This window comes from Stenotrophomonas maltophilia group sp. RNC7, assembly GCF_030910085.1.
In the GTDB taxonomy this organism is placed as follows: Bacteria; Pseudomonadota; Gammaproteobacteria; order Xanthomonadales; family Xanthomonadaceae; genus Stenotrophomonas; species Stenotrophomonas sepilia.
This window is the reverse complement of sequence record NZ_JAVFVN010000973.1, coordinates 1-1215: the sequence shown is the minus strand read 5'-3', so window position 1 is coordinate 1215 and position 1215 is coordinate 1. Positions and strand designations below refer to the sequence as shown.

The 1215-nt window shown below is 30.0% G+C and carries 1 protein-coding gene; it reads left to right on the top strand.

The genetic code is table 11. The features are described from left to right. Positions 1-143: 143 nt before the first annotated feature. Positions 144-1127, top strand: a complete 984-nt coding sequence (locus RCF13_RS25200) for a type II secretion system F family protein (protein WP_001995818.1) — start codon at positions 144-146, stop codon at positions 1125-1127. Positions 1128-1215: the final 88 nt, after the last annotated feature.

Here is a 1215-nt window from a genome sequence, read left to right as displayed (position 1 = left end):
CGGTGAAATAGTTAAAATAGAAGGTTCACATATGCAAACTGGTTACCTTAGTAATAAAGTAGTAAATCAATTACAAAATGAATTTGTTGATTCATCACTATTTGAAGTTTTAACTAATCCGAATAGTAGGGAGGGAGAATAAAGTGAGCTTTCTCTCATACTTTATTTTGGCTTTAATGGGAGTTGCCTTGTTTTTATTATTTAGCGTACTAACATCTCAAGGGAAAAGAAAATCATATGCAGCTGAAAATATATTAAAGCAATTTGAAAATGAAAAAAATTTAATGAACGAGCGAAAAAAAGAAACAAAAGATCAAAAAGTCCCTCTAACATTTGTTGATAGTATACTTAATTACTCTAGTTTTACTGAGAAAGTAGCACCAGCGAATATTATTATGGAAGCAAGAAGGTATGAATGGTTTATCGGTCCAAAGGAGTATTGGACAATGTATTTAATGAGTGGTACTGGGATAACTATATCTTTGTATGTAATGTTAAATGGAAGTAAGTTTTGTTTATTAGGTTATATACTGGCTTTTTGGGTTTTTCGTTTTTTACTACACATGCATAGAAAGAAATACAAGTTCGTTGAAATTGATAGAATAAGCATTTATATGAAAACTCTAAGTAATTCTCTTCAGATTTTAGGGAATGTTGTTGATTCAGTAGAGGAAGTTAAACCTTTAGTACACTCGTCTATTAAAGAAGAATTAAATAAGGCGACGATAAAATTACAACAAGGTAAATCGGTAAATGAATCTTTTATGTCATTAGATAAAAAATATCCTTATCAAGAACTAAAGTTTTTTCATGAGATGTTAGATGTAGCAGATAAAAATGGTGGTAGAAATATTGAAGCATTAGAGTCAATTGCTGTTGACTTTGAGGAAAGAAAAGTAAAACAAATGCGGTTATATGCAGAAACTATACAAGGGACTAAAGCATTTCGTAATAGTGCCTTAACTGTACTAGCAATCCCATTTATTTTTAAATTTTTTGTTCCAGATGCATATGGGATGTTAATGAGCACCCCTCTAGGTTCAATCGTGTTTGTATCTATTGCGTGTGTAGTACTTTATTGTTACATACGCATTCAAAAATTGGCCGATTGGGATCCAACACAATAAAAAATAAAAAATTATTAGATTAGTATTAAAATTTTTAAGGTTTATAAATATAATGTGGTTCGTGAATTAAATAGAGAGGAGGAATTGA